Below are 23,302 nucleotides of genomic sequence, written 5' to 3' on the forward strand. Positions count from 1 at the left end.
AAGGGAACTCAGCGGCCGGGGAAGAACCGGATCGCGCGGGCGACGGCCATGAGGAACGGCTGCCACTTGTCCTGCGGAACCCCGCGCGGCGCATCCAGATTCAGGAACCGGGTCACCACGACGGTCTGCGGCTCGGTGAACTTCAGCAGCCCGTCGGGCCCGTGACGGCGGCCGACGCCCGAGATGCCCATGCCGCCCATCGGCGCGCCGGTGCTGCCCCAGGCGGGGGCGTATCCCTCGTCCACGCAGACCGTTCCGGCGTGCAGGCGCTCGGCGATCCGCTCGCCCTCGGACTTGCTCGCCGCCCACACGCTGGCGTTCAGGCCGTATTCGGTGTCGTTGGCGAGCGTGATCGCCTCCTCCACATCGGCGACCGGGTAGATCGACACCAGCGGGCCGAAGGTCTCGTTACGGCCGCACTCCATGGCATCGGTGACATCCGCGAGAACGGTCGGCTCGAAGAACAGCGGGCCGATATCGGGGCGGGCATTGCCACCGGCCAGCACCTTCGCCCCCTTGGAGGTGGCGTCGGCGACGTGCTTGGCCACGGTCTCGAGCTGGGCCTCGGAGATCAGCGAGCCGATATCGGCCGAATTGTCGTAGGCAGCACCGAGTTTCGCCGCCTTCACCGCCGCCACGAACTTCTCGGTGAACGCCTCGGCCACGGCCTTCTCGACATACAGCCGCTCGATGGAGATACACAGCTGCCCGGCGTTGGAGAAGCACGCCCGCACCGCGGCCTTGGCCGCCTTGTCCAGATCCGCGCCGCGGGTCACGATCATCGGGTTCTTGCCGCCGAGCTCCGCGGAGAACCCGATCAGCCGCTTACCGCACTGCTGGGCGAGGGTGCTGCCGGTCGCCGAGGAGCCGGTGAACATCAGGTAGTCGCACTGGTCGACGATGGCGGTGCCGACGACGGTGCCGGGGCCGGGGATCACCTGGAGCAGGTCGCGCGGCAGGCCGGCGCGGTGCAGCAGTTCCACATTGGCCAGCGAGGAGTACGGCGTCTGGCTGTCCGGCTTGACGATGACGGCGTTGCCGGCCAGCAGCGCCGGAATCGAATCGCCGATCGACAGCAGCATCGGATAGTTCCACGGCGCGATCACGCCGACCACGCCCTTGGGCTGCGTCCGCACGCTGGCGCGGTTGAGGACCGGGAACGCGCCGGGCACCGAATGCGGCGCCAGCAGCCGCGGCGTGACCCGCGCGAAGTACCGGGCCGCGAACATCAGGCCCATGATCTCTTCCTGCGCCGCCCAGCGGGCCTTGCCGGTCTCGGCCTGGATGACGTCCATCAGATGGCCGCGGTTCTGCACCACCAGCTCGCGGTAGCGCTCGAGGACCGCGGCCCGATCCTTCGGGGACTGCGCGGCCCACCGCCGCTGGGCGACGCGCGCCCGCTCGAACGCGGCTGTCACATCCTCGGCCGTCCCGACCGGCACCTCGCCCAGGGCGTTGCCGGTGAACACCTCCGTGATCGTGCGCGTCGCATGCTCCTGGGCGGCATCGACGGCCGCGGACTCCCGCAGGCGCTCGAATACGGCGGCTTCCGGCACGGGCATCATCGTCTCCTACTTGTCAGTAACCACGCGGTACACACAATCTACCGCGCGCTCCGGCCCGCGCCTACCACCTTGGGACGGACCCCAGTCGGTACATCCGCCAATTGTTCACCGTTTTCTGAATACAGATTGTGCTGTACCGTCGGCGTATGGACGCCGCCCTGCACACCGATGCGCTGTCCCGCTTCGGGCACGCGCTCTCCGACCCGACGCGCACCCGGATCCTGCTGGCATTGCGGGAGGCCCCGGCGTATCCGTCGGAGCTGGCCGACGGTATCGGGGTGTCGCGGCAGATCCTGTCGAATCATCTGGCTTGCCTGCGGGGTTGCGGTCTGGTGGTGGCGGCGCCGGAGGGGCGGCGCACCCGGTACGAACTGGCGGATCGGCGGATCGCGCGGGCGTTGGAGGATCTGCTCGGGTTGGTGCTGGCGGTGGACCCGGCGTGCTGCCCCGACGCCGAACGCGACGGGTGCTGCTGATGGCCGAGCCGGGAGTGCTACCGGCGGAAGCCTCCGGACGGCAGCAGGTGCTCGCGCGGCGGATCCGCCGGCTGGTGGCCGCGACCATCTCCTACAACGTGATCGAGGCGATCGTCGCCGTCGCCGAGGGCACGCGGGTGTCGTCGGCCGCGTTGATCGGGTTCGGGCTGGATTCGGTGATCGAGGTGTCCTCGGCGGCCGCGGTGGCGTGGCAGTTCGCGGGCCGTGATCCGGAAGCGCGGGAGCGGACGGCCTTGCGGCTCATCGCCTTCTCGTTCTTCGCACTGGCCGCCTACGTCGCTGTGGACGCGGTGCGCGCCCTGGCGGGTGCCGGTGCGGCCGGGCACTCCACGATCGGAATCGGCCTGGCCGCGGCGAGTCTGCTCGTCATGCCGCTGCTGTCGGCGGCGCAGCGCCGGGCGGGCCGCGAACTCGGATCCCGTTCCGCGGTCGCCGATTCCAAGCAGACCCTCCTGTGCACCTACCTGTCCGCGGTCCTGCTCGCGGGCCTGCTGGTGAACAGCGCGTTCGGCTGGTCGTGGGCCGACCCGATCGCGGCGCTGGTCATCGCCGTGATCGCGGTGCGCGAGGGCATCGATGCCTGGCGCGGCGACCTGTGCTGCGCCGCACCGCCGCGGCAGGCCGGCGACGGGCGCGCCTGCTGCGGGTGATCCTGCGCGGAGTTCAGTTGCTCTGCACCGCGATTCGCACCCCCAAGGCCACCAGAACCGTGCCCATGGCGGCATCGACGACCCGCCGCACGCGTGCACCGGTGAAGACGTGGCGCAGGGTCGCTACTCCGGTGGCCAGCACCAGGAACCACGCCAGCGTGACCGCCGTGGCCGTCGCGCTCAGCTCCAGGGTGTCGAGGAGGCCGGGAGACGCGGGGAGGAACTGCGGCAGTAGCGCGAGGAAGAAGACGGCCGCCTTGGGGTTCAGCAGATTGTTCAGCAGCCCCTGCCGGAACCCGGTCCGCATACCTACCGGACGCCCGCCCAGGGCCGTGTCCAGCTCGTACCCACCGCGCCGCGCGGCGAGCAGCGCCCGCACGCCCAGGAACATCAGATACCCCGCGCCCACGAGCTTCACGACCGTATAGGCGACCGCCGACGCCGCGAGCAACCCCGCGATTCCGAGACCCGACAGCGCCGCCCAGACGAACACTCCCAGCGCGACACCCGCGGCCGACGCGACTCCGGCGCGACGGCCCGACAGCATCGCGTTGCGCACCACGATGACGAAATCGGGCCCCGGCGAAATCGCCCCGAGCAGCATCGCCCCACCCACACCGAGTACCTGCGCCGTCGACATCACCCGGCCAGTCTACGAATCGCCACCGACATCGCCACCCGGATTTCGGGCCTCTGCCCAACCGCTGCCCCACCGGCCCTTCCGACACTCCGGGGCCGGGTGTCGCGGGTACGACACGCTGCCGAAACCGGCCCGCGGCGAACACGTTCGGTGGAGGTGCCCCGAGATCCGGTGTCGGCCATAGAGAATGGGTCCGGCAACCGCGGCGGGAGAGCTCTCGGCCTCCCGGGACGAACAGGAAGGCGCCGGTGACCTCTCCCCACGCAGGTGATCTGAACACGCTTCTCGACGAACTCGTCGACCGCCTCGGTCTGCGGCACGCGGTGGTCCATTCGGCCGACGGCCTATTGATCGCCCGGTCCTCCGCCATGGACCGCGCCGACGCCGAGCACTTCGGCGCCATGTCCGCCACGCTCTACGGGCTCGCCCGCAGCGCCGGCAGCCGCTTCGACGGCGGGGGCGTGCGGCAGGCCGTCATCGAACTCGACCGGGCCGTGTTGTTCGTCACGGCCGCCGGCGACAACACGTGTATCGCATTGCAGGCCACCGATACCGCGAACCTCGGTATGGTCGCCTACGAGACGAACCTGACCGCGCAACGCGTCGGCGGCTGCCTGTCCGCCGCGGCGTCCGCGGCTCCGGAACAGCTGGAGCACAGATAGCCATGACACGCTGCGGGAACCCCCTGGCTGGCACCGAGCGCCCGGTCGGTGATTTGATCAGCAAGGGGCACTCGACCTTCCGGGCGCCCGCACGCCATCCTCGACGGAATCCGAAAGCTGTAGAAACACACCGTGCCTGAAACGATGTCCGCGGCGCCACTAGCCGCATCGGTCAAGATCCTGGTCGCCGGCGGTTTCGGCGTCGGCAAGACCACGATGGTGGCCTCGATCAGTGAGATCCCGCCGCTGCGCAGCGAGGAGGTCATCACCGAACTATCGTCCGGCGTCGACGATATGACCGGCGTGGAGGGGAAGAAGACCACCACGGTCGCGCTGGACTTCGGCCGCCTCACCATCGATCGCAATCTGGTGCTGTACCTGTTCGGGACGCCCGGACAGGACCGGTTCTGGTACCTGTGGGACGAACTCTCGCGCGGCGCGCTGGGCGCGATCGTCGTCGCCGATACCCGGCGGCTGGAGAATTCGTTCGCCGGCATCGACTATTTCGAGCGTCGCGGGCTGCTGTTCACCGTCGCGGTGAACTGCTTCGACAACGCGCCGGTCTACAGCACCGCCGAGGTCCGCGACGCGCTGGATCTCGATCCGAACGTCCCGGTGGTGCTGTGCGACGCGCGCGATCGGGCATCCTGCCGCGCGGTGCTGATGACGCTGGTGGAGCATCTCATCAAGCGGGCCGCGCCGAGCGCGGTGTGACTACCGCGCGCCGATCTCCACGGCGTCGAACGTATCGATCCACCGGTGCGGGGGGCGCGGCGAATTCGGTTCACCGGGGCGGGTGACGCCGAGGACCTGCCAGCCCGCAGCGGCGGCGGCGTCGAGTTCGTCGGGATGGTCGGACAGGAACAGGATCCGCCCGGGCGGTTCTCCGATCGCCCCGGCGATCTTCTCGTAGGAACCCGCGTCGCGCTTGGCTCCGGCGTTGGCGAGGTCGAACCAGCCGCCGATCAGCGATGCCAGCTCACCGCCCCGGGCGAAGGCGAACCAATCCTGTTGGTTGCGCACCGAACCCGACGAGTACACGTACAGCGCGATTCCCGCGGCGTGCCAGGCGCGCAGCGCGGGCGGTGCGTCCGGGAAGAACTCGCCGTGCAGGGCCCCGCCCCGGAAACCCTCCGCGCAGATCAGGCCCTGCGCGGCCTTGAGCGGTGCGGCCTTCACGTCCGCATCGAGCCAGCCGCGCAGGATCTCGGCGACCTCGGCGGTGTCCGCGTCGGGGCGACCGGCCTGTTCACGTGTGCCCTCGATCACGGCTTCGGCAGCACCGCCGCGATTGTCGGCGAGCCATCGCGGAAGGTGTTGGCGCGTATAGCCGTACAGGTCCTCGCGCACCGCACTCGTCGGGCTGGTGGTGCCCTCGATATCGACGACGACCGCGGAGATCACGGGGGCGGTCACGCCGCGACGAGCGCGTCGAGGGCCGGGAACCGGGAGCCGATCTCGTCACCGGTGAAATCGCCGACCCAGCCGTCGGCCTCCTCGAAGAACCGGACGGCCACGAAATCGGGGCGGGCGCCCATATCGAACCAGTGCCGCGTGCCCGCCGGCACCGATACCAGATCGCCGCCCTCGCACACCACCGCCACCACTTCCGGTTCCAGGTGCAGATAGAAACATCCGCGACCGGCCACGAAGAAGCGGACCTCGTCCTCGGCGTGACGGTGTTCGGAGAGGAATTTGCCGCGCGCCGCTTCGGCTTTCGCCGACCATTCCGGGTCGGCGGCGTCGGGGTGGATGCGGGCCAGATCGATGTGCTTGTACCGGCCGTCGGCGTTCAGGTCGCCGATGCGGGCGTCGTAGTGGGCGAGGATGTCCTCGGTGGAGGTCGCCGGGTCCAGCCCGGGCATGGTGGGCCAGCGGTCGAAGACGATGCCGCGCTTACCCAGTTCGGCGCCGATGACCTCGGCGTCGGCGGTGCGCAGCCGCACGTCGGCGGCGTCGCTGTCGGCCATGATCTGCAGAACGGTCATTGCGGTTCCTCCGGAACTCGGTGTGGGTGTTCAGATCTCGCGGCGGCCGGTCAGGGTCACCAGCTCGCACATCGCCTCCAGGCATTCGGCGCGGTCGCGGGCCTGCGCCAGGGTGGCGCCCCACGCGGTGATGCCGTGACCGGCGATGAACAGGACCGGCGGTGCGTCCGGATGCTCGCTCAGGTGGCGCTCGATATCCGCGCCTATGCTCGGGACGTCCGCGTGATTCGGGAAGACCGGGATATCGATGGCGCCGGTGGCGCCGAGTCCCTTGATGAGTTCGTATCCGGTGAAGCGCAGCGACTCCGGCGTGCCGATCGATCGTGCCGTGGCGTGGGGCGGATGGGCGTGGACGACCGCCCGGGCGTCGGTCGCCCGGTAGACGGCGGTATGGATGGTGGTCTCCGCCGACGGGCGTCTCGTGCCCGAAACCGGCTGGGAGTCGGCGATAGTCACGGTCACCATGTCGCTCGCCGTCAGCTCGCCCTTCGACAGGCCGCTTCCGGTGATCACCGTGTGGTCCCCCACGCGCTCGGAGATATTGCCCGCCGTTCCGGGCATCCAGCCGCGCTGGTAGAGGCCGCGCGCCACGTTGGCGATGCGCTCGCTCGCCGCCGATTTCCGTGCCGCGCAAACCTTTTCGGTGGCAGCGGCCAGACCCCCCTCCGCGTTCTCGGCCACGGGCGTGCTCGGCGCTGCGGACAGTGTGGCAGGCGGGTCCGCCGTCTCGCTCCCGGCGGCGGCTGCAGCGCTGGCGGCTGTCCCGCTCCCGGCAATCGCTGTGGTCGCGGGCGAGTTCACTGCACCACTCCCGGTGAGCGTTGCGGTCGGGAGCAGGCTCACCAGCCCGTTCTCTGTGACAACCGCGGTAATCAGGTCGGGTGGGGTGACGTCGAAGGCCGGGTTGAACACGTCGGTGTTCTTCGGCGCGGTGGCGATGCCACCGACGTGGGTGATCTCGCCTGCGGCCCGCTCCTCGACCACGATCTCCGCGCCCGTTGCCGTGTGCGCGTCACGCGTGGATTCCGGAGCGACCACAATGAAGGGGATGCCGTGCCGCTGCGCCGCCACCGCCAGGCCGTAGGTGCCGATCTTGTTGGCCACCGATCCGTCGGCGGTGATCCGGTCCGCGCCGACGAGCACACAGTCCACCTGCCCGGTCGCCATGGCCCAGGCGGCGGCCGAGTCGATCGTCAGCCGATGCGGGATGCCGGCCTCGGCGAGTTCCCAAGCGGTGAGCCGGGCCCCTTGCAACAGCGGGCGGGTCTCGTCGACGAGGACCGACTCGACCGCGCCGCGCGCCGACAGCACCCGCAGCGCACCGATCGCCGTGCCGAACGCGGTCGTCGCCAACCGACCGGTATTGCAGTGGGTGAGCAAGCGCAGCGGCCGGTCCGGACACAATCGCTGGACCAGATCGGCGGCGTGGGTCGCGGCCGCGCGGTTGACGCGGCCGTCCTCCTCCAGCATCGCCAGGGCCTCGTCGAGCACCGCCTGCGGCCCCGACGGCAGGGCCGACAGCGCCCGCCGCACGCCCCACGCCAGATTCACCGCCGTCGGCCGGGCCGCCGCGATGCGCTCGGCCTCCAACTCGACCTTCTCGCGATCACCGGGATAGGCCGCCGTGGCCAGCACCACACCGAACGCCCCCGTGACCCCGATGGCCGGCGCCCCGCGCACGGCGAGGGTCTTGATCGCGTCGACGACCTCGTCGACCGTCGCGAGCCGCAACTCCCGCACCTCGTGCGGCAGCGCCCGCTGATCGATGGTGACCACCGCCCCGTCGACCCACGCGATCGAACTCTCACCCATCCGCGCAACCTCACCCATCGGCACAACAGAATCCACTGAAACCGTATCGAACCAGCAGCTCACCGCCCACACCAGGTTTGCGCTCGCCGGGAGTCATTCGGACAACCACCGCTCGATGAGGTCGAGCGACGCCGCCGCATGCAACGCCACCCCATCCGCCGCATCCACCAGGACCCAGTCCCCGGGCCCGCGCACCAGCCGATAGCCCGCCCGCGCCGCGCGGTCCGCGACAGCCCGTTCCCGTCCCGGATCTCGATCGACCATCATCGGCTGACCTTCCCTGTCTTCACGTGCGATCGGCCTTCGCGTGCGGATTGCTGCGGGGTGATGAATTCAGTCCAGTACTCGTGCCGCACCGCATCCCACAGCCGGGTAAGCCTCGGGAACTGCTCGCGCATGTGCGCCAGATCCGGCGCGACGGCCGGGGTGGTTGCCGCCATCAACGTCAAGGCATCGGATACGTTGTGTACCAGCATCATTCGTATACTGTGCTGTTCCAGTCGCCAGACCGCCTGCCATCCGTCGATCTCCGTGCAGCGCTCGCCCGCAGCGTTCGCCGGGCCGGTCATTCGGAACCTACGACCGGTCGAACGATCAATTGTCGCGCGGCCGAAATAATTACGGCCGAGACCGGCTGTCTCACCGTGAAATTCAAGACGTATCCCCTCGGATCGTATTTCTCCGGCTGTGGCACTTGTTTATCGGTCATCGGTCCGACTTTCGGTCGATGGTGTGGTGGCAGCCCGGCGGCCAGGATCGACACGGATCGCATTTCGCTCGATCGCTCAGCGGAGTGCGCTAGTGTTTCGAATCGGTCGCACCGGGGATGGGGATCTTCTGGGCGGCTTGCTGATTCGAGCTTCCTCCGGCTGTCGGGTCACAACAGAACACCACTGGACAAACCGGCAGCACAAGCGCACCATGCATTCGCTGACAAGCTTATTTGAATGGCCAGAGCGGTTTTCACGATTACCCAGAAGCTTTTGCACGGTGCAAACAACCATCACTCACGATGCAAAGCGAGGAACCTCGTGCCAGACGATAGCTCGACGACCCTCCCCCGTCGCCAACTCGGCCGATATCTCCGGGAAGCCCGAGAGGCCGCCAACCTGAATCTCGAAGATGTCGCCCCGATGATCCAACTGTCGGTCAGTACCCTGTCCCGGGTCGAACGAGGCCTCACCGGCGTCCGCGTCCCCGACGTCGAGGCACTCTGCCGCATCTATGCCATCGACGACTCCGAAACCGTTGCGGGACTTGTCAGTCTGGCGAGGCAGTCGACCGGCAAGAGTTGGTGGCAAGCCTTCGATGATGTCATGTCGGGCAACTTCGACATGTACGTAGGGCTCGAATCGTCAGCTAGGCATTTGACCATCTATCGACCCGATATGCTGTCCGGCCTGTTCCAGACCCCGGACTACGCGCACGCGCTCAATCGAGTCTATTTTCCGGATCTCAACGATGAAGAGCTGGAAAGGCGCATACAGCTCAAGATCAAGCGCCAGGCGCTGATCACCCGCAGGACCAAGCCTGCCAGCGTCGACCTCGTCGTCCACGAATCAGTCCTGCGCACGGTTGTCGGCGGCGCGAAGGTCATGAGGGAACAGCTGAACCACTTGGCGAACATGCCTGCCAACGTGACAGTGAGTGTGCTTCCGTACGCTGCGGGGTTTCCCACCGGCTTCTCGACCGGACCGTTCACGATCCTCGGATTCGGCCAAGACGCCAAGGGCCGAGACGTGTCGCCCACGGTGGTTTACATCGAGTCGTACGCGGGTGACCTTTATCTGGAGCGAGCCAAGGATGTCGGCAGGTATCGTCAGGCCTACAACGTCATACGGCAATCGTCGCTTGACGTCGCATCCAGCAAGCGCCTGGTAAGGCAGATAGCAAGGGAGTACCCAACGTGAGCTTCGATCTGTCGACGGCCCAGTGGTTCAAATCAACCCGCAGCGCGGCCGACAAGGACTGCGTAGAGGCCGCCTTCCTCGACCGCGGGATGGTCGGGGTGCGTGACTCCAAGAACCCGACCGGCCCCACCCTCGTCTTCACCTCATCCGAATGGGATGCCTTCACGGCAACCCTCCAAGGCGGCGAGTTCGACCACGCCTGACGATCCGCCTACGGCCCACGCCGACACGCGAAGCAGCCTCGCCCCACCACTTCCGGGGCGGGGCTGCTTTGTGAGGCCGGGGGTGTGCGGTCGACCTCCACTCGGGTGGGCATAGTCGGGCTGTGCTGCGTGGTCTGAGCCGAGTAGCGTTGAGCCAGACGGATTTCAGAGATAGGGCCCTGCGAAGGACGACGACTATGCATATCGATCTGTCCGCAACGCGATGGTTCAAGTCCAGTCATAGCGCGGGCGGCAAAGACTGTGTGGAGGTTGCCTTCCTCGGCGACGGGATGGTCGGGGTACGGGACTCCAAGAACCCGACCGGCCCTGCACTCGTCTTCACCCCGTCCGAGTGGGACGCCTTCACGGCAACAGTCCAGGGTGGCAGGCTCGACCGATCCTGACAACACCTCGAACCAGAGCCGGAGATATCAGGCACCACTTAGGCGGTCATTCCCCAGCAGGGGTCGATCAGCACCCAGCCGAGCATGAGGGTGGCGGCCAGGGTCGCTGATGCGATGACGGGAGCCTTCCGGAATGTGATGCGGGCGAGTCTGTTTCGCAGCGGGCCGCCGGGGCGGACGATACGGCGCAGGTAGACGATCGAGGCGATGAGCATAGTGGCGATGAGCATGGGGGATCCCTCAGGCCGATGCTGACGCTGACTGTGGGCGAACGCCTTTGCGGGCCGCTCGGCGGGTATTCGGCCCCGGGTCGGGTACCAGACCGAAGTGGATGAGGCTCGCGGCCGTGTCGAGGACGGTCTGCTCGATCGGGCGCATGGTCCAGCCCAGTTCGCGCCGGGCCTTGTCGGAACTGACGTCTTCGTGTCGGCTCAGATAGCGCGCCGCGGTGCGGGCCGCCGGATTGAAGCGGGCGATCAAGCGGATCAAGGGAGCCGGGATGGTGCGGGTAGGCACGCGGTAGTGGTCTGCCAGGATCCGCGCGATCTGCGGCAGCGAAACCTGGTCTCCCGCACAGATATAGCGCTCGCCCGCAGCGGCCGGCTCGGTCATCGCCAGGCGATGCGCCGCCGCGACGTCGCGGACATCGACCGTGGCGAAACCGATGGGCGGCACACCCGGCATGCTCGCGGCCAGCAGTAACCGGATGGCGTCCACCGAGGTGCGGGCCTCGGCGCGCAGTACCGGCCCCAGGATCATGCCCGGATTGACGACGGCGAGTTCGAATGCGGCTGTCTCGCGGACGAATTCCCATGCGGCGCGTTCCGCGAGCGTCTTACTCTTCTCGTAGGCCTGACACTGCGCGAGATCCGACCAATCCTCCTCGGTGCATACCCGATCTGCGTGCCCGACTCGCACGGCGGCGATCGAGGAAGTCACCACCACCCGCTCGACGGTCCCCGCCTCGGCGGCGGCCCGCAGCACCCGCCGGATGCCGTCGACGGCGGGGCGCACGAGGTCGTCCTCGTTCTCGGGTTCGGCGTCGGGGAACGGCGAGGCGGCGTGGATCACGTAGCGACAGCCCGCGACCGCCTCGGCCCACCCAGCGCCGGCGCTCAGATCGGCTCCGACCAGCTCGATATCGCCGAGTTGGGCGGCGATCTCCGGCGTGGCCCGGCGCGCGGTCCCCCGCACCGCGTAGCCGTGAGCACGCAACTCGGCAACGATGTGCCCCGCGAGATACCCCGACGCGCCCGTCACCAGAACACGGTCCTGCATGACAACCCCAATCTAAGCAGTGTTCAGAATATAATCACTGTATAGATTGCCGGATGTACCGCTGTCAACCCGTACCCTTCGTCCCATGCCGCCGACCAAGAACCGCTATCACCACGGGGCGCTGCGCGAGGAGTTGCTGCGCGCCTCACTCCAGTTGATCGAGGCCGAAGGGCTGGCCGCGGTGAGCTTGCGTCGGGTCGCGCGGGAGGCTGGTGTCAGCCCCGGCGCGCCCTACCATCACTTCACCGACCGGGCCGCGCTGCTGTCGGCGCTGTCGGTCCAGGGATTTCGGCTGTTGGCCGAGCGATTGCAGTCGGCGCACGCCACGACGACCGCGCCCATGGAACGCCTGCGCGCCATGGCCGAGGCATACGTGCGGTTCGCCTGGGATCAGCCCGCGTACTTCCGCCTGATGTTCCGCCCCGAACTGTCGCAACCCGATAAACACCCCGATGCCGAAGCCGCCGGGGACGCCGCATACTCCGTACTCGCCGACACGATCGACGAGGCCGTCGAGGCGGGCGTGCTGCCGTCGGGCGAAGCGGCGGAGATGGCGATCGGCTGGTGGAGCCTCGCCCACGGCCTGGCCTCACTCGCCCTGGACGGCCAGCTCACCAAACGAGCCGCGCAACTCGGCACCGATCCCCGCACCCTGGCCGAACGCATCACCCGCATGTTCGCCGACTTCGCCGGGGCGGGCGCGCGGCACGCGGAATAGCGATGCTGTAGTCCTGCCGTACTCAGTGGGCCTGCAGGAGTTCGACGTTCAGGCCTTCGGCCAGCAGGAAGTACCCCAGGAACGTGACGCCGTCGCCTCGGGCGTCGAAGCGAGCGATGCGCGCGCCCTCGGGCTCGTAGAACACGTCGCCGGGTTCGAGGACGGTTTCGGGTTCTCCTTCGATCTGATAGACCGCCGAACCGGTCTCGATGTTGCCGAAGACCGGCCCGTTGTGGATGTGGAGCCCCGCCGGGTGCCCGGGCGCGATGGTGATCCGCCTAATCTCGACGCGCTGGGTGGCCAGGGGCCGCGGCAGTGCCTGGTCCATGACGACAACGCGGCTCACCGGCTCGGTCTGAGCTGTACTCGCGCAACCATATTCGACGTCGGTCACCGCCTCGGCGACTTCTGGCGTCCGCCCGTCTTCCGGCGACTCCTCGATGGCCACATGGATCATCGCGCTGGTGGGCGTCGCACCGTGCCAATGCCACTCGCCGGCGTCGATCCGTACGACGTCACCGGTGGTGACCGTCTCGACCGGTGCGCCGCGACGTTGTACGAGGCCGGCACCGGCGGTCACCACGAGAACCTGCCCGACCGGGTGACGATGCCAGTGGGTGCGGGCACCGGGCGTGAAGTGCACGCTGTCGACCTGTGTCCGCGACGGCCCCGCGGGGACGGCGAGTTCTTCGACGCGGGCGTCGCCGGTTACCCATTCGGGCGAAGCGGGCATGCCGGTGTGGGGAGTACGGGATATACGCATGCTGTTCTTTCGATCTTGTCAATGGACGGTATGGCCGTCGAGCAGCGCGAGGACCCCCTCGATCGCCTGCTCGAAAGGCGCTGCGCTGCCTGCGGACCGGGCGAGGACGTACCCGCCCTGAAGTGTGGCGACGATCGCCGACGCCGTGGCCTCCGGGTCGAGGGCCGCGCTCAGCTCGCCGCCGTCGATACCCTCTGTCACCACCCTCGCCAGGCGTGTGCGCAACCAGCTGAGCGTCTGCTCGACCGGCTCTCGCAGGACGGGTGCGGCGAGCACATCCGGGTCTTGGGTCAGCCGGCCGATCGGGCAGCCCTTCAGGACATCGCGTTCACGCCGCAAGTAGGCCGAAATGCGGTGGAGCGCAGTGCCCGGACCGGACAGCTGTGCGTCGACACCGACCCGCAACTCCTCGACCGTGCGGTCGATCGCGGCACGCGCCAAGTCCTCCTTGCCCGAGAAGTGGTGGTACATACTCCCCTGCCCGGCCCCCGCCCGCTGCTGAATGGCCTTCGGGCTGGTACCGACATAGCCCCGCTCCCACAGCAACGCCCGCGTGCTCTCGATGAGGTTGTCCTTGGCGTTCACACGAGCTACTTTACATACTAGTAGGTACAGCGTCCATAGCTACAGGTGCGGTTGCCGTTCCGCCGTAGCCGATTGTGGTGGTCGGGCCCCTATCGGGTTTCCTCGCCGAACCGAGTGGCGAGGGTGGCCAGAGCCGTGGGATCGCCCCAGGTTCGCACGACCACGTTGTCCAGGTCGCGGTTCCACAGATACAGCAGCAGATCCTCCGGAGGTGCGTGTATGACCGCGTCTACGGCAACGCCTCTCGCCGCGTAGTCGACTCCGCCTGGCCGAAGGGTCAGCGTCCACCGGTGGTGGCCGGCCTGCAACTCGACGGTACGGCCTGCGCCCTCCGGGAGCGCTGGGCTGTCTCCGAAATCGTGGACAACGAAGCCGATCAGTTCATCGATCCCGTCCGCTGCCAGCTCAGGATCTACGGGTGTTCTTGTGCCAGCGGCAAGTTCGGCGTCGACGCGGTGGACCGCGGTCTCCGACGCCATCCTGCGATACCAGAAACCGACCGATTGATCGGGAGGGAACCAGGTGTGGCTCGGTTGGGCGTGGCCGCGCCGGGACAGCTGCTCCAGCAACGTATCCCGATGCCCGACGAACCAAGTGTGCAAGGCAGAAGCGTTCTGCGGCACGGCCGTTCGTTGCTCCGGATCGGGTTCGCGCCCCAGGGTCATGCACAGGATCTTGTGCTCGTATACCTGGCCGACGTGAACCAACACGTCCGTCGCGGTCCATCCCGGGCACGAGGGCACTACGGCACCTGGATTCTGCCGGGCAGCCGCGAGCAGCGTATTACTGTCGGCCAGAATCAGTTCGAGATATCGAGGAAAATCCATTCCGACGATTCTGCCGCACAGTCAATCCTCGGGACCGGGAAACTTCACCTGAGCTTTTCGCAACAATCACGCTTCGGACGGTTCGGGACCCTCGTCCGGCGGAATTACGGGAGCGGATGGTTCTGGAACAGTTGCCACATGCGGTTGCGTACGTCGGCGCCACGGGCATCGGCAGGCCATTCGTGGCCGCCGTCCTTGTACTTGCGCCAGACGACGTTGGCCCCCTGCTCACAGGAATACCGATATCCTTCTGCCACTTCGGGACCGGTCTCGGTGGCCGCGTCGTTGCCGCAGCCGATGGTGCCGCGCCATTGCAGGTGTGCGGCGAAGACGGGTGCCTGGGTGAAATCGTTGTCGGCGGTGAAGAATCCGAACGACAGTTTGCGCACCGGAACACCGTCCTCGCATCCGCCGTGCGAGCCGCCCGCGTACATCGCCGTCGCGCCGAGCTGTGCCGAAGCGGCACACGCCATTCGGGATGTCATCTGCCCGCCGTTGGAGTGTCCGGCCATGTAGACGCGCTTACTGTCGACGCACGACCGGCCCTCGACATCGGCGATGACTCCCAGGAGGAAGTCCACGTCCGTTTTGTTGCCGTTCTCGAAATACCAGCTGCGGTCGTCGGGCCGGGTGGGATCGCTGACGTCGTCCTTGCCGCCCTGCGGATAGGCGACGATAAATTTCTGCTGCGCGGCGAATGGCGTCCAGCCGGATTGAGTCTCGTGCAGAGCCGGGTTGCTGCCGCCGCCGTGGAGCGCGATCAAGAGCGGGGCGGGACCGGTCAGTCCGCTCGGGACACGCAGCAGGTACTGCCGATCGCCGAGGGGGCGGGTCTCCGAAATGGGAGCCAACGAGCAGGCCGCCTGCGAAGGGTTCTCCTGCTCCGGTGCCGGCTGGGCCGTCGCGAGGCTGCCCGGCACCGCCAGCGCGGCTATGGCGCACAAAGTTGTCGTGACTCTGCCCGCGGCTCGGGTCGCCCGGCCGAACATACGAATCTTATGCACCGAAAACTCCTGCCCGGCAAATGCATTGAACGTACAACGATCGAAACTTATCGCCGTGCATCTCGGTTCGCTGAGGTTCGTAGGCTTTTGTGACAACTCCCAGGACCGGTCGCTAACCGCTGGGAATCTTGTGCCATACGGAGATGTGCTTCGCGGAGTCCTGGGTGAACGGCGTCCCGTCCCAGTCCGCGACGCGACATTCCAGCTCGAGCCCGGCGATTCGGGCCATGAGGTCGAGTTCCGCGGGCCAGGCGTACCGGTGCCGGGAGCTGTCGCGGCGGTAGCGGCCGTCGTCGCCGTCGCGGGTGAGGTGGTGGGACACGAGAATCTGCCCGACGAGATCGACGGTGTCGAAGCCCAGGTGCCGCTCGGAGACGTCGAACGGCACCGCGACCTGCCCGGGCGGCAGGAACCGCAGCGGCGGCACGCCCACCTCGATGACGAATCGGCCGCCGGGCTCGAGATGGCGTGCGGCGTTGCGGAAACACTCGACCTGCTCGTCTTGGGTGAGCAGGTTCGTGATGGTGTTGTAGACGAGGTAGACCAGCGTGAACGCGCCAGGGACGGCGGTGGTGGTCATATCCCCGATGGCCACCGGGAGGGTGTCCTCGTCGACCTTGCGCCGAAGCACTGCCGCCATGTGCTCGGACAGTTCGATGCCCGCGACCGGCACGCCCCGCTCCCGCAACGCAACGCCGACACGTCCGGTTCCGATGGCGAACTCCAAAGCCCTTCCGTCCCCGGCGAGTTCGGCCAGGAAGGCGAGAGTCGGCGCGAGAACGGCGTCGGAGGACATCTCGGTCTCCTCGGCGTCGTAGCGCTCGGCGGCTGCACGGCTCCACACTTCGCTGCTCGTCACAGAGGGCTACTGTGCCGAGCGCCCGGGGCGCTGTCCACGCATTTACTCCCCGCCCCTGCCGCGCATGCGTCCGATCCCGCCGATTGGCCTACGCGGCCCCGGAGATCCGGATCCGGACCGAGTACGGCCTCAGGGAGATGAAGCAGGCAATCGAAACGGCAGCGCACGTAGCCAGTCCGTGAGAACCGTGAAATCGGTGTCGCGGAGACCCAGAGCACTGTCGATTCGATAGAGAAGGGCAGGGCCGGGATGATTGCTGCCAACCCAGGTTCGATCCTGCTGCCTGATCTCATCATCGATCCAGATGAACGAGCGACCGGCGGCAATGCCGACTAACGTCCTTGTCTTCCAATGCAACTCGTCATCGTAGTAATCTCCGCCGGGATACTCCGGCAGCGTCACCACCGGCAACTGCGGCAGGCCCAGGACCGGGGCGAGCACGCGGTTGGCGTCGTCGCCCCACCCCGTAGCCCACCTCAGGTCGCAACCCAATGCCAGCAGTTGGTCACCGAGGCGTCGATTCAACCGGGACAGAGCTGGATTCGACCGATGCTGCCATGCCGCCCAGTCGATTTCATTCTCCGCTGGCTCCGCGCCGCGAGGAAGTAGTGTGCCGTCGACATCGAGGAACAGCAGGTGACGAATCGAGCCAGCGCCCATGCGGACGATTCTCCGTGATGGAGGCGGCTTCGTTGTCACCACGCCATGAGTGCGATGGCCGATCCGGATCGCATGATGTGGTCGATGTGGCCGGCGATGGCCGGCAGGGGCGGATTTTCGTTGGGTTCGGACGTAGGGTGAGGTCCCGTGGAGTCAGACGGCAAGTTAGAGGACTTACGGTCGGTGCTCTCCTGCGTTTTCGAGAAGCTCGGTGCCGAGAGTCTCACCGAGCCCGATCGGGTCGAGTTGGTGGCGCGCGCCGAGGTGGTTCAGGATCAGATCGAGGCGATCCAGGATGGCATCGACGACGAGGAGCGCGCACGGATGCGAACGACGGCCGTGCCGGAGCCTACGGGTGATCGGCTGTTCTGAGGCGGCGTTGATCCGCGCGGGGCGCGGCAGAAGGGAACGACCGCGCGGTGCCGTCACGCAACCTTCGTCCGGTCGGTTTGATGGGTTGAAGCCGCGACTGGCTGCTAGGCGAACCGGGCGGTGAGTTCGGTCCAGATTTCGTGGTGGCGCACGAGGAATGAGCGTTCGTCGAGCTTCTTGCGTCGCAGCCAGCCGGTCACCTCGGCGTTGCATTTGCTGGCGTTGCACGACCCGCATGCGGGGACGACGTTGCCGAGTGTGTAGCGGCCGCCGCGTGAGATGGCCTGCACGCAATCCTTCTGCAGTGCGGTGGCGGGAGAGCCGCAGTAGGCGCACCCGCCCCAGGACGTCTTGAGCGCGTCCCACTGGGCGTCGGTGAGATCGTGGGTGACGCGCACCATCCGCTTCTTGCGCTTGCGCGCCGCGCGAACCTGTTTGCTACCGCCGGACGGCATGGATAGTGAGACTACGCGCCGCGATGGTCAACCGGTCGGAGGCGGGGCGTTGTGCCGAGCGCGCTCATACCGACATCTCGCGGGTCGGCCGCTCACGTCGCGGCGTCACGGCGTTTCGGAAATTTGGCTGCTCCTCGACCTCAGCATGCGCCGTTCGCTGGCGTCATCCGGCGAACGGCCCGCGTCGGTGAATCCATGGCGTTCGTACAGTCGGATCGCGGCCTGGTTGTCGCTCTTCACCGACAACCCGACCACTCGGCCGTCTGCCCACTGCAGCACTGCGCTCACCGCCGCGTCCGCGACGCCCCGGCCGCGGGCGTGCGGCGCGACCCACATCGATATCAGTTCGACCGTGCCAGCTTCTTCCTTGTAGGCGCTGACCATGCCTGCCTCGATTCCGTGCCACCGAACGACCACATTGAACGGAACGTCCGTCAGCCGCGCACGCCACCGGGCTTCCGTATCACCTGGCCCACTCCATTCGGCGAGCGTCGAGCCGAACGCCGCCGGCGCCTCCGCCAATGCCTCCCGTCGCAGCCGCCGCCAAATAGGCCAGTCATCGGACCGCAGCACCTGCACCTCCACCACACCACGACGATATCCACGACACGAACGCGCGGCCAACGAATATCGCGCCGATTAGGCTGAATTCAATGGTCGATTCGATGCACTTCGATGCTCATGCCGGGGCTTACGAGCGTGGGCGGCCGCCGTATCCGGCTGCGCTGTGGGCGCGATTGCGGGCCGGTGGTTTGCTGCGTGCGGGTACCCGTGTGGTCGAACTCGGCGCGGGTACCGGGTTGGCGACCGGGCCGATGGTGCGAGCCGGTGCGTCGGTGACCGCTGTCGAGCCGGGACGAACGTTCGCCGACATCCTGCGTCGCCGCTGGCCCGAGGCGGACGTACAAGCCGCTACTGCCGAAGATGTGGCCTTGCCGCCTGCCGCTTTCGATCTGGCTGTTGCGGCGACGGCGGTGCATTGGTTCGACCTCGACGTCGTACTTCCCACACTGCATCGTGCCGTGGTGCCCGGCGGTCATTTCGCTGTGTGGCGCAATGCGTTCGGCGACCCATCGGCACCCGTTACCCCGTTCCGGAAGCGGGTCGCCGCGATCACGGACCGGCGCCGCGCGGTGCCACCACCACCGGTCCCTGGAGAATTCGAAACCGCCGCCTGGGTGGAGCGTCTGACCGGAACCGGACATTTCACATGCAGTAGTGTCGAGTGCTTTTCGTGGACCATCGAACTGCGCACCGACCAGATCCGTGATCTGTTCACGACCTTCAGCAACTGGAGTTCCGGCGAAGCCGACGAGGCGGCCCGAGCGGTGGACGATCTCGGCGGGCGCGTACTAGAGTATTACACCACTCCGCTGATCATCCTCGAACGCGGCGAATGAGTAATCGGCTCCTTGATGAGGACGGGCGCAGTTCTCCTACGTAACGCCACACCCAGGTTTCCTGATCGGCAGGAATTCACGGTTGCACGATCTGGACCAGTTGCTTGCCGAGATTGGCGCCCTCGAAGACCGCGCGTAGTGCGGAGGGTGCGGATTCCAGTCCGCTGGCTATGGTTTCGGCGAGGGTGATGTCTCCCTGTGCGTGCCAGTCGCGTAATGCTGTGAAGGCTTCGGGGAATCGGTCGACGTAGTCGAGGAAGATGAAGCCTTCCATGCGTGCTCGGTCGAGCGCCAGGCGCATGTAGTTGCGTGGGCCGTGTGCGGGGTCGGAGCCTTGGTAGCCGGAGGAGATGGCGCCGGCCAGAACGACGCGGGCGTGGCGTGCGAGGTGTGCCAGACCGTATTCGAGGATGCGGCCACCGACGCCGTCGAAGAAGACGTCGATGCCGTTCGGGGCCAGGCGGTTCAGACAGGCGTCGATATCGTCGTGCTTGTAATCGATGGCGGCGTGTAGCCCCGCGTGATCGGTGATCCACGAGCATTTGCGCGGCCCGCCCGCGATCCCGATGACCGTGCAGCCCAGCGCTTTCGCGATCTGGCCCGCGAGGGAACCGGTCACGCCCGCGGCGGCCGATACCAGCACCGTCTGGCCCGGCTCGGGGCGACCGATATCCGTCATTCCGAAATACGCGGTCAGGCCGGGCGCTCCGAACAGGCTCAGCATGTGCGTGGGCGTCACCCCGTCGGGAATCACGTTCAGCCCGAACAATCCGCCCTCGGACGCCACCGCGTAGTCCTGCCACCCCACCATTCCCGCGACCCGGCTTCCGTCCGGATATCGCGGATCGTTCGAATCGACAACCTCACCGATGCCGCTACCCCGCATTACCGCGCCGACAGGTACGGCATCGATGTAGTTGTCGGCGGCGTTGAGCCAGCCACGCTGCGTGGGATCGATCCCCAGGCAATGCACCCTGACCAGGGCCTCCCCCGGTCCCGGGACGGGTACGGGCCCGCTGCGCAGTTCGAAATCCTCGTCCCGCAACGCGCCCTCCGGCCGCCGCCGCACGATCCACTGCCGATTCACCGCATCCGCCACCGGGCGATGCTAGATCACCCTCCACACAGCCTTCGAGCCATTTACGCTTGGATGACCTCGATTCCCACGAGGGCGTTCAGTGAGTCGCAGCTGGCCCAGGACTGGTTTTGCCCGTACTGTGCCGGGCCGTATTTCCAGTAGAGGAATGGGACGGGCCACGCGACGCATGTCAGCTTGACCTGGTGCCAGGTGGGCAGCTCACAGGTGGACATACCGCCGGTGTTGAAGATGCTGTACACGTGGCAGTTGGCCTCCCACACCGGTACGTCGGCCTGGGCCACACCGCCGCCACCGACCAGTGCGGTGGTCGCGGCCGCCGTGACAACGGCGGCGCCGGCGGCCAGTCGCTTCGCAGAAAACATGTCGAGCCTCCTGAATGAGTGATGCTCAACACATCGGACGGAGGTAGCTGTTGTGTTACTGAAGGCTGTCGAGAATGTGCACCCGGACCCCCGCCGGGGCGAATTCGGCAGCGGCGTCCGCGACGGCCGGGCGGGGGAAATTCTCGCCGAAGGGCATGAGCACCGCGGCGCCGTCTTTGCCGCGGAATCGTTTGGGAAGGGTGGTGTCGACGGCCCAGACTCGGAGGCGGGCGGATTCGGTTCCCGTGCCCCTGCCGTCGATGCGGCGGATATGGCTCCACGGCAAGCGGAGATCGGTGCCGTGATAACGGATGGTCAAGCCGTAAGTGTCGAATCGGAGAGTGTCCGGGGTGCGGTAGGCGGCCCAGTCCAGGCGGCCGGCGCGCAGGAAGCGCCACAGGAGTCCGCCGCAGCACACGAGCATCAGCGCGGTGCCGAGAATGACTTGATCGAGGAAATGCGCGGTGAGCCAGCGGGACAGCAGTTGGATCGTGCAGATCACCAGCAGCAGCAGGAAGATCCAGACAATCCAGGTCGGACGGGACGGGGGCGCGGTGAATTCCCGTGTCTCACCGTGTGGTTCGAGTTCGGAGTGCGTCACGAGTCCCCCGGTCCGGCCGCTTGTCCGGCCACACTACAAGCAGTCGCCCCCGCCCGCAGCGCGTCACCGCGGTTCCGGTGATCGGAGGGTATTCGTGATGAGCAGGCGGGCAGCCTTCGACACCCGAGTGTTGTCGCCCGTGACCAGCCGGTCCTGAAGCAGGCCCCGGATACCCGAAACCAGCAGTGTGGCCGTCGATTCCGGATCCGGGAATTCGGGCTCCAGCCGCCGCAGCACGTCGGTCACCGCGCCGACCAGCACCCGGACCGCGTCGACGCCGTAGCGGCGGAACGGGCTGCCCGGCACCGAGGCCACGCCGAGTACCTGGAACAGGACACGCGTGCTGCTCACCCAGCCGGTGGTGGTGTTCACGCAGAACGATTCGATCAGCCGCCGCCGCAGTTCCTCGATGTCGTCGATATCGGCGAACATTCCGGCGATATCGGGGCGCTGGGTCTCCAGCGCCGCCACCAGCATCTGCTCCTTGGTGCCGAAGTAGTGGATCAGCATGCGCGAGCTGGTGCCGAGGTAGTCCGCCAGCGGCCGCAGCGACAACTCGATGAGTCCGTGCTCACCGATGTAGGCGATCACTCCTGCCAGCAGTTCGGCGCGACGCGCTTCGTCGAGAGGTCTGGGCACGGGTTGACTGTAGCGGTCGCTACAGGTATCCATGTCCCCTATGGGTGTACCAACTGCTACACAAACCCGGAACGTGGTCGTGACCGGCATGGCCGCCACCACGTGCCTGGCCCCCGACCTCGACACCACCTGGGCGGGCCTGCTGGACGGCGCGTCGGGGATCGCCGCACTCGACGACGACTTCGTGACCGACTACGACCTGCCCGTCCGCATCGGTGGCAAGCTGAAGCTGCACCCGGGCGAGCATCTGAGCCGCATCGAGCAGCGCCGCCACTCCTATGTCCAGCAGCTCGCGCTCGTTCTCGGCCGTCAGGTGTGGGAGGAGGCGGGCAAGCCCGACGTGGACGGCGAACGGCTGGGCGTGGCGATCGGCACCGGACTCGGCGGCGGCGACGCGTTCGTCTCCGCGGTCGACGCCATGCGCGCCGGCGGCTATCGCAAGGTGCCGCCGCTGACGGTGCCGATGGTCATGCCGAACGGTTCCGCGGCCCGCGTCGGACTCGAATTCGGCGCCAAGGCGGGCGTCTACGCGCCGACCTCGGCGTGTTCCTCCGGCGCGGAGGCGATCGCGCACGCCTGGCGGCTGATCACCACCGGCGAGGCCGACGTCGTGATCGCGGGCGGCGTCGAGGGCTACATCGAGGCCGTGCCGATCGCGAGTTTCGCCATGATGCGCGCGATGAGCACCCGCAACGACGAACCCGCCCGCGCCTCACGGCCTTTCGACCGCGACCGCGACGGATTCGTCTTCGGCGAGGCCGGGGCCCTGCTGGTGCTCGAGTCCGAGGAGTTCGCGCGGGCCCGCAGCGCCGAGATCCACGGCCGGATCCTCGGCGCGGGCATTACCTCCGACGGATACCACATCACCGGCACCGAACCGGAGGGCGCGGGCGCGGCGCGGGCCATGCGGAAGGCGATCGCGTCGGCGGGACTGATCGCCGCCGATATCGACCACGTCAACGCGCACGCCACCTCCACCCCGGTCGGCGACGCGTCGGAGGCCAATGCCATTGCGGCCGTGGCGGGCCAGGCCTCGGTGTACGCCCCCAAGTCGGCGCTCGGGCATTCGATCGGGGCGGTCGGCGCACTCGAGGCCATTCTGACCCTCCGCACGCTGCGCGATCAGATCGTGCCGCCCACACTCAATTTCGACCATCCGGACGAGGGCGTCGATCTGAACATCGTGCACGGCGCGGCGCGACGGCAGCGAATCTCGCACGCGCTCAGCAACTCCTTCGGCTTCGGCGGGCACAACGTCACCCTCGCCTTCGGGCGGGCCTGAAACGACTTGTCCCCAAGTCCGTCCCAAGGGTGTGGAACGAGCGGTGTTCACCGAAATGTGTGGATGA

32 protein-coding genes are annotated in these 23,302 nt (G+C 67.5%); 11 read left to right on the forward strand and 21 right to left on the reverse strand.

Annotated elements, in window-relative coordinates; translation table 11 throughout:
• Positions 1 to 8: 8 nt before the first annotated feature.
• Positions 9 to 1,562, reverse strand: coding sequence for a succinic semialdehyde dehydrogenase (locus tag ON41_RS15535; protein ID WP_040748330.1), 1,554 nt, complete (start codon positions 1,560 to 1,562; stop codon positions 9 to 11).
• Between the two features lie 149 nt (positions 1,563 to 1,711).
• On the opposite strand from ON41_RS15535, the gene ON41_RS15540 reads away from it, so the two are divergent.
• Positions 1,712 to 2,041 (forward strand): ArsR/SmtB family transcription factor, encoded by a 330-nt coding sequence (locus tag ON41_RS15540; RefSeq protein WP_040748331.1) that lies wholly within the window; start codon positions 1,712 to 1,714, stop codon positions 2,039 to 2,041.
• Positions 2,041 to 2,712 (forward strand): cation efflux transmembrane domain-containing protein, encoded by a 672-nt coding sequence (locus ON41_RS15545; RefSeq protein ID WP_040748478.1) that lies wholly within the window; start codon positions 2,041 to 2,043, stop codon positions 2,710 to 2,712. The genes ON41_RS15540 and ON41_RS15545 overlap by 1 nt, the downstream gene beginning before the upstream one ends.
• 13 nt (positions 2,713 to 2,725) lie before the next feature.
• Here ON41_RS15545 and ON41_RS15550 read toward each other — a convergent pair whose 3' ends face one another.
• Complete coding sequence (locus ON41_RS15550; protein WP_051161576.1) at positions 2,726 to 3,352, reverse strand: LysE family translocator; 627 nt, start codon at positions 3,350 to 3,352, stop codon at positions 2,726 to 2,728.
• Positions 3,353 to 3,600: 248 nt separating this feature from the next.
• On the opposite strand from ON41_RS15550, the gene ON41_RS15555 reads away from it, so the two are divergent.
• Together ON41_RS15555 and ON41_RS15560 are read left to right on the forward strand one after the other, a co-directional pair.
• Positions 3,601 to 4,014, forward strand: coding sequence for a roadblock/LC7 domain-containing protein (locus ON41_RS15555; protein ID WP_040748332.1), 414 nt, complete (start codon positions 3,601 to 3,603; stop codon positions 4,012 to 4,014).
• 144 nt (positions 4,015 to 4,158) lie between these two features.
• Entirely contained in the window at positions 4,159 to 4,728 is a 570-nt protein-coding gene (locus tag ON41_RS15560) for a GTP-binding protein (RefSeq protein WP_040748333.1), read from the forward strand.
• Here ON41_RS15560 and mtnC read toward each other — a convergent pair whose 3' ends face one another.
• The 5 genes from mtnC to ON41_RS15580 form a co-directional block, all read right to left on the reverse strand.
• Complete coding sequence (gene mtnC, locus ON41_RS15565) at positions 4,729 to 5,418, reverse strand: acireductone synthase (protein ID WP_040748480.1); 690 nt, start codon at positions 5,416 to 5,418, stop codon at positions 4,729 to 4,731.
• An 8-nt stretch (positions 5,419 to 5,426) separates the two neighbouring features.
• Positions 5,427 to 6,002, reverse strand: a complete 576-nt coding sequence (locus ON41_RS15570) for a 1,2-dihydroxy-3-keto-5-methylthiopentene dioxygenase (RefSeq protein ID WP_040748334.1) — start codon at positions 6,000 to 6,002, stop codon at positions 5,427 to 5,429.
• Positions 6,003 to 6,032: 30 nt separating this feature from the next.
• On the reverse strand, positions 6,033 to 7,814 hold the full coding sequence (locus ON41_RS15575; RefSeq protein WP_040748481.1) for a bifunctional S-methyl-5-thioribose-1-phosphate isomerase/methylthioribulose 1-phosphate dehydratase: 1,782 nt from the start codon (positions 7,812 to 7,814) through the stop codon (positions 6,033 to 6,035).
• Between the two features lie 93 nt (positions 7,815 to 7,907).
• Positions 7,908 to 8,081: a hypothetical protein gene (locus ON41_RS42280; RefSeq protein WP_169336486.1), complete on the reverse strand. Its 174-nt coding sequence runs from the start codon at positions 8,079 to 8,081 to the stop codon at positions 7,908 to 7,910.
• A complete protein-coding gene (locus ON41_RS15580; protein WP_040748335.1) occupies positions 8,078 to 8,383 on the reverse strand; it encodes a hypothetical protein in 306 nt (101 codons plus the stop codon). Before ON41_RS15580 ends, ON41_RS42280 begins: the two co-directional genes overlap by 4 nt.
• Before the next feature lie 462 nt (positions 8,384 to 8,845).
• Here ON41_RS15580 and ON41_RS15585 point away from each other — a divergent pair, with 462 nt between their 5' ends.
• The 3 genes from ON41_RS15585 (at position 8,846) to ON41_RS40280 (ending at position 10,331) form a co-directional block, all read left to right on the forward strand.
• The gene (locus ON41_RS15585; protein WP_040748336.1) at positions 8,846 to 9,724 is read left to right on the forward strand and encodes a helix-turn-helix domain-containing protein; all 879 of its coding nucleotides are present in this window, start codon (positions 8,846 to 8,848) and stop codon (positions 9,722 to 9,724) included.
• Positions 9,721 to 9,927, forward strand: coding sequence for a DUF397 domain-containing protein (locus ON41_RS15590; protein ID WP_040748337.1), 207 nt, complete (start codon positions 9,721 to 9,723; stop codon positions 9,925 to 9,927). The genes ON41_RS15585 and ON41_RS15590 overlap by 4 nt, the downstream gene beginning before the upstream one ends.
• Positions 9,928 to 10,124: 197 nt before the next feature.
• Positions 10,125 to 10,331, forward strand: a complete 207-nt coding sequence (locus tag ON41_RS40280) for a DUF397 domain-containing protein (protein WP_083905396.1) — start codon at positions 10,125 to 10,127, stop codon at positions 10,329 to 10,331.
• A gap of 38 nt (positions 10,332 to 10,369) precedes the next feature.
• Here the strand turns inward: ON41_RS40280 and ON41_RS15595 are convergent, their stop codons facing one another.
• Together ON41_RS15595 and ON41_RS15600 are read right to left on the reverse strand one after the other, a co-directional pair.
• Positions 10,370 to 10,561 (reverse strand): hypothetical protein, encoded by a 192-nt coding sequence (locus ON41_RS15595; protein ID WP_040748338.1) that lies wholly within the window; start codon positions 10,559 to 10,561, stop codon positions 10,370 to 10,372.
• Between the two features lie 10 nt (positions 10,562 to 10,571).
• Positions 10,572 to 11,609, reverse strand: coding sequence for an SDR family oxidoreductase (locus tag ON41_RS15600; protein ID WP_040748339.1), 1,038 nt, complete (start codon positions 11,607 to 11,609; stop codon positions 10,572 to 10,574).
• 85 nt (positions 11,610 to 11,694) lie between these two features.
• Here ON41_RS15600 and ON41_RS15605 point away from each other — a divergent pair, with 85 nt between their 5' ends.
• Positions 11,695 to 12,327 (forward strand): TetR/AcrR family transcriptional regulator, encoded by a 633-nt coding sequence (locus tag ON41_RS15605; protein WP_040748340.1) that lies wholly within the window; start codon positions 11,695 to 11,697, stop codon positions 12,325 to 12,327.
• Between the two features lie 22 nt (positions 12,328 to 12,349).
• Here ON41_RS15605 and ON41_RS15610 read toward each other — a convergent pair whose 3' ends face one another.
• The 6 genes from ON41_RS15610 to ON41_RS15635 all read right to left on the reverse strand — a co-directional run bounded on the left by ON41_RS15610 (position 12,350) and on the right by ON41_RS15635 (position 17,025).
• Positions 12,350 to 13,060, reverse strand: coding sequence for a cupin domain-containing protein (locus ON41_RS15610; protein WP_246461657.1), 711 nt, complete (start codon positions 13,058 to 13,060; stop codon positions 12,350 to 12,352).
• Positions 13,061 to 13,108: 48 nt separating this feature from the next.
• Positions 13,109 to 13,675, reverse strand: a complete 567-nt coding sequence (locus ON41_RS15615) for a TetR/AcrR family transcriptional regulator (protein ID WP_040748342.1) — start codon at positions 13,673 to 13,675, stop codon at positions 13,109 to 13,111.
• A gap of 89 nt (positions 13,676 to 13,764) precedes the next feature.
• Positions 13,765 to 14,502, reverse strand: coding sequence for a maleylpyruvate isomerase family mycothiol-dependent enzyme (locus tag ON41_RS15620; RefSeq protein ID WP_051161578.1), 738 nt, complete (start codon positions 14,500 to 14,502; stop codon positions 13,765 to 13,767).
• Positions 14,503 to 14,606: 104 nt separating this feature from the next.
• A complete protein-coding gene (locus ON41_RS15625; RefSeq protein WP_157185486.1) occupies positions 14,607 to 15,422 on the reverse strand; it encodes a CE1 family esterase in 816 nt (271 codons plus the stop codon).
• Positions 15,423 to 15,618: 196 nt separating this feature from the next.
• Positions 15,619 to 16,365 carry a class I SAM-dependent DNA methyltransferase gene (locus tag ON41_RS15630; RefSeq protein ID WP_040748344.1) on the reverse strand — a complete coding sequence of 249 codons (747 nt, stop codon included), beginning with the start codon at positions 16,363 to 16,365 and terminating at the stop codon, positions 15,619 to 15,621.
• Positions 16,366 to 16,494: 129 nt separating this feature from the next.
• Positions 16,495 to 17,025 carry a hypothetical protein gene (locus ON41_RS15635; RefSeq protein ID WP_040748345.1) on the reverse strand — a complete coding sequence of 177 codons (531 nt, stop codon included), beginning with the start codon at positions 17,023 to 17,025 and terminating at the stop codon, positions 16,495 to 16,497.
• 147 nt (positions 17,026 to 17,172) lie between these two features.
• Here ON41_RS15635 and ON41_RS15640 point away from each other — a divergent pair, with 147 nt between their 5' ends.
• Entirely contained in the window at positions 17,173 to 17,397 is a 225-nt protein-coding gene (locus ON41_RS15640; RefSeq protein ID WP_040748346.1) for a hypothetical protein, read from the forward strand.
• Positions 17,398 to 17,501: 104 nt separating this feature from the next.
• On the opposite strand, the gene ON41_RS15645 is transcribed toward ON41_RS15640, so the two are convergent.
• Positions 17,502 to 17,852 carry an HNH endonuclease gene (locus tag ON41_RS15645; protein ID WP_040748347.1) on the reverse strand — a complete coding sequence of 117 codons (351 nt, stop codon included), beginning with the start codon at positions 17,850 to 17,852 and terminating at the stop codon, positions 17,502 to 17,504.
• A gap of 105 nt (positions 17,853 to 17,957) precedes the next feature.
• Complete coding sequence (locus ON41_RS15650; protein ID WP_040748348.1) at positions 17,958 to 18,440, reverse strand: GNAT family N-acetyltransferase; 483 nt, start codon at positions 18,438 to 18,440, stop codon at positions 17,958 to 17,960.
• 65 nt (positions 18,441 to 18,505) lie between these two features.
• Here ON41_RS15650 and ON41_RS39040 point away from each other — a divergent pair, with 65 nt between their 5' ends.
• Positions 18,506 to 19,252, forward strand: a complete 747-nt coding sequence (locus ON41_RS39040) for a class I SAM-dependent methyltransferase (RefSeq protein ID WP_051161580.1) — start codon at positions 18,506 to 18,508, stop codon at positions 19,250 to 19,252.
• Positions 19,253 to 19,328: 76 nt separating this feature from the next.
• Here ON41_RS39040 and ON41_RS15660 read toward each other — a convergent pair whose 3' ends face one another.
• The 4 genes from ON41_RS15660 to ON41_RS15675 all read right to left on the reverse strand — a co-directional run bounded on the left by ON41_RS15660 (position 19,329) and on the right by ON41_RS15675 (position 21,953).
• Entirely contained in the window at positions 19,329 to 20,351 is a 1,023-nt protein-coding gene (locus ON41_RS15660) for an NADP-dependent oxidoreductase (RefSeq protein WP_040748349.1), read from the reverse strand.
• 41 nt (positions 20,352 to 20,392) lie between these two features.
• On the reverse strand, positions 20,393 to 20,713 hold the full coding sequence (locus ON41_RS15665; RefSeq protein WP_040748350.1) for a hypothetical protein: 321 nt from the start codon (positions 20,711 to 20,713) through the stop codon (positions 20,393 to 20,395).
• A gap of 55 nt (positions 20,714 to 20,768) precedes the next feature.
• On the reverse strand, positions 20,769 to 21,314 hold the full coding sequence (locus ON41_RS15670) for a hypothetical protein (RefSeq protein ID WP_040748351.1): 546 nt from the start codon (positions 21,312 to 21,314) through the stop codon (positions 20,769 to 20,771).
• 63 nt (positions 21,315 to 21,377) lie between these two features.
• Positions 21,378 to 21,953 (reverse strand): TetR/AcrR family transcriptional regulator, encoded by a 576-nt coding sequence (locus ON41_RS15675; RefSeq protein WP_040748352.1) that lies wholly within the window; start codon positions 21,951 to 21,953, stop codon positions 21,378 to 21,380.
• A 40-nt stretch (positions 21,954 to 21,993) separates the two neighbouring features.
• On the opposite strand from ON41_RS15675, the gene ON41_RS15680 reads away from it, so the two are divergent.
• Positions 21,994 to 23,235, forward strand: a complete 1,242-nt coding sequence (locus ON41_RS15680) for a KasA/KasB family beta-ketoacyl-ACP synthase (RefSeq protein WP_040748353.1) — start codon at positions 21,994 to 21,996, stop codon at positions 23,233 to 23,235.
• Positions 23,236 to 23,302: the final 67 nt, after the last annotated feature.

The organism is Nocardia transvalensis NBRC 15921 (assembly GCF_000308875.1).
Taxonomy (GTDB): domain Bacteria; phylum Actinomycetota; class Actinomycetes; order Mycobacteriales; family Mycobacteriaceae; genus Nocardia; species Nocardia transvalensis.

Coding starts and splice junctions, on each gene's coding strand:
- ON41_RS15545 (WP_040748478.1), top strand. CDS start 2,041: ATGGCCGAGCCGGGAGTGCTACCGGCGGAAGCCTCCGGACGGCAGCAG.
- ON41_RS15600 (WP_040748339.1), bottom strand. CDS start 11,609: ATGCAGGACCGTGTTCTGGTGACGGGCGCGTCGGGGTATCTCGCGGGG.
- ON41_RS40280 (WP_083905396.1), top strand. CDS start 10,125: ATGCATATCGATCTGTCCGCAACGCGATGGTTCAAGTCCAGTCATAGC.
- ON41_RS15680 (WP_040748353.1), top strand. CDS start 21,994: ATGGGTGTACCAACTGCTACACAAACCCGGAACGTGGTCGTGACCGGC.
- ON41_RS15575 (WP_040748481.1), bottom strand. CDS start 7,814: ATGGGTGAGAGTTCGATCGCGTGGGTCGACGGGGCGGTGGTCACCATC.
- ON41_RS15560 (WP_040748333.1), top strand. CDS start 4,159: ATGTCCGCGGCGCCACTAGCCGCATCGGTCAAGATCCTGGTCGCCGGC.
- ON41_RS15645 (WP_040748347.1), bottom strand. CDS start 17,852: ATGCCGTCCGGCGGTAGCAAACAGGTTCGCGCGGCGCGCAAGCGCAAG.
- ON41_RS15665 (WP_040748350.1), bottom strand. CDS start 20,713: ATGTTTTCTGCGAAGCGACTGGCCGCCGGCGCCGCCGTTGTCACGGCG.
- ON41_RS15540 (WP_040748331.1), top strand. CDS start 1,712: ATGGACGCCGCCCTGCACACCGATGCGCTGTCCCGCTTCGGGCACGCG.
- ON41_RS15635 (WP_040748345.1), bottom strand. CDS start 17,025: ATGGGCGCTGGCTCGATTCGTCACCTGCTGTTCCTCGATGTCGACGGC.
- ON41_RS39040 (WP_051161580.1), top strand. CDS start 18,506: ATGGTCGATTCGATGCACTTCGATGCTCATGCCGGGGCTTACGAGCGT.
- ON41_RS15570 (WP_040748334.1), bottom strand. CDS start 6,002: ATGACCGTTCTGCAGATCATGGCCGACAGCGACGCCGCCGACGTGCGG.
- ON41_RS15595 (WP_040748338.1), bottom strand. CDS start 10,561: ATGCTCATCGCCACTATGCTCATCGCCTCGATCGTCTACCTGCGCCGT.
- ON41_RS42280 (WP_169336486.1), bottom strand. CDS start 8,081: ATGATGGTCGATCGAGATCCGGGACGGGAACGGGCTGTCGCGGACCGC.
- ON41_RS15580 (WP_040748335.1), bottom strand. CDS start 8,383: ATGACCGGCCCGGCGAACGCTGCGGGCGAGCGCTGCACGGAGATCGAC.
- ON41_RS15605 (WP_040748340.1), top strand. CDS start 11,695: ATGCCGCCGACCAAGAACCGCTATCACCACGGGGCGCTGCGCGAGGAG.
- ON41_RS15535 (WP_040748330.1), bottom strand. CDS start 1,562: ATGCCCGTGCCGGAAGCCGCCGTATTCGAGCGCCTGCGGGAGTCCGCG.
- ON41_RS15620 (WP_051161578.1), bottom strand. CDS start 14,502: ATGGATTTTCCTCGATATCTCGAACTGATTCTGGCCGACAGTAATACG.
- ON41_RS15550 (WP_051161576.1), bottom strand. CDS start 3,352: ATGTCGACGGCGCAGGTACTCGGTGTGGGTGGGGCGATGCTGCTCGGG.
- ON41_RS15610 (WP_246461657.1), bottom strand. CDS start 13,060: ATGCCCGCTTCGCCCGAATGGGTAACCGGCGACGCCCGCGTCGAAGAA.